The organism is Psychrobacter sp. CAL346-MNA-CIBAN-0220 (assembly GCF_040309805.1).
Classification (GTDB): Bacteria; Pseudomonadota; Gammaproteobacteria; order Pseudomonadales; family Moraxellaceae; genus Psychrobacter.
Genome location: NZ_JBEOPF010000068.1, coordinates 1 through 332 on the forward strand (window position 1 = coordinate 1; position 332 = coordinate 332).

Below are 332 nucleotides of genomic sequence, written 5' to 3' on the forward strand. Positions count from 1 at the left end.
GTCATAGATAGCATACCTGTTTTAGGTGGAAGTAAGCGCCCAGTTCGGCTTCGACCGCCTTCCGTGTAAAACTTAACAGAGTAACCTTTAATAAACAGTTGGCTTAAATACTCTTTAAATACTGCAGAGTAGAGCTTATTACCGGCAAATGAACGGCGAATAAAAAACGCACCCGAGCGGCGAAAGATCCCGCCTGCCGGAAAAAAGTTAATGTTAATACCCGCGGCTATATGTGGTGGTACTAAACCTTGATGATAAATAGCATAAGTAAGTAGTAAGTAATCCATATGGCTGCGATGGCACGGCATATAAATAATTTCGTGGCCTTTATT

Annotated in this window: 1 protein-coding gene; it reads right to left on the reverse strand. The window is 41.9% G+C overall.

Annotated features, from left to right (window positions below):
• Positions 1-332: 1-acyl-sn-glycerol-3-phosphate acyltransferase (locus tag AAEY88_RS12730; RefSeq protein WP_350562964.1), on the reverse strand; the 332-nt coding region annotated here is incomplete at both ends.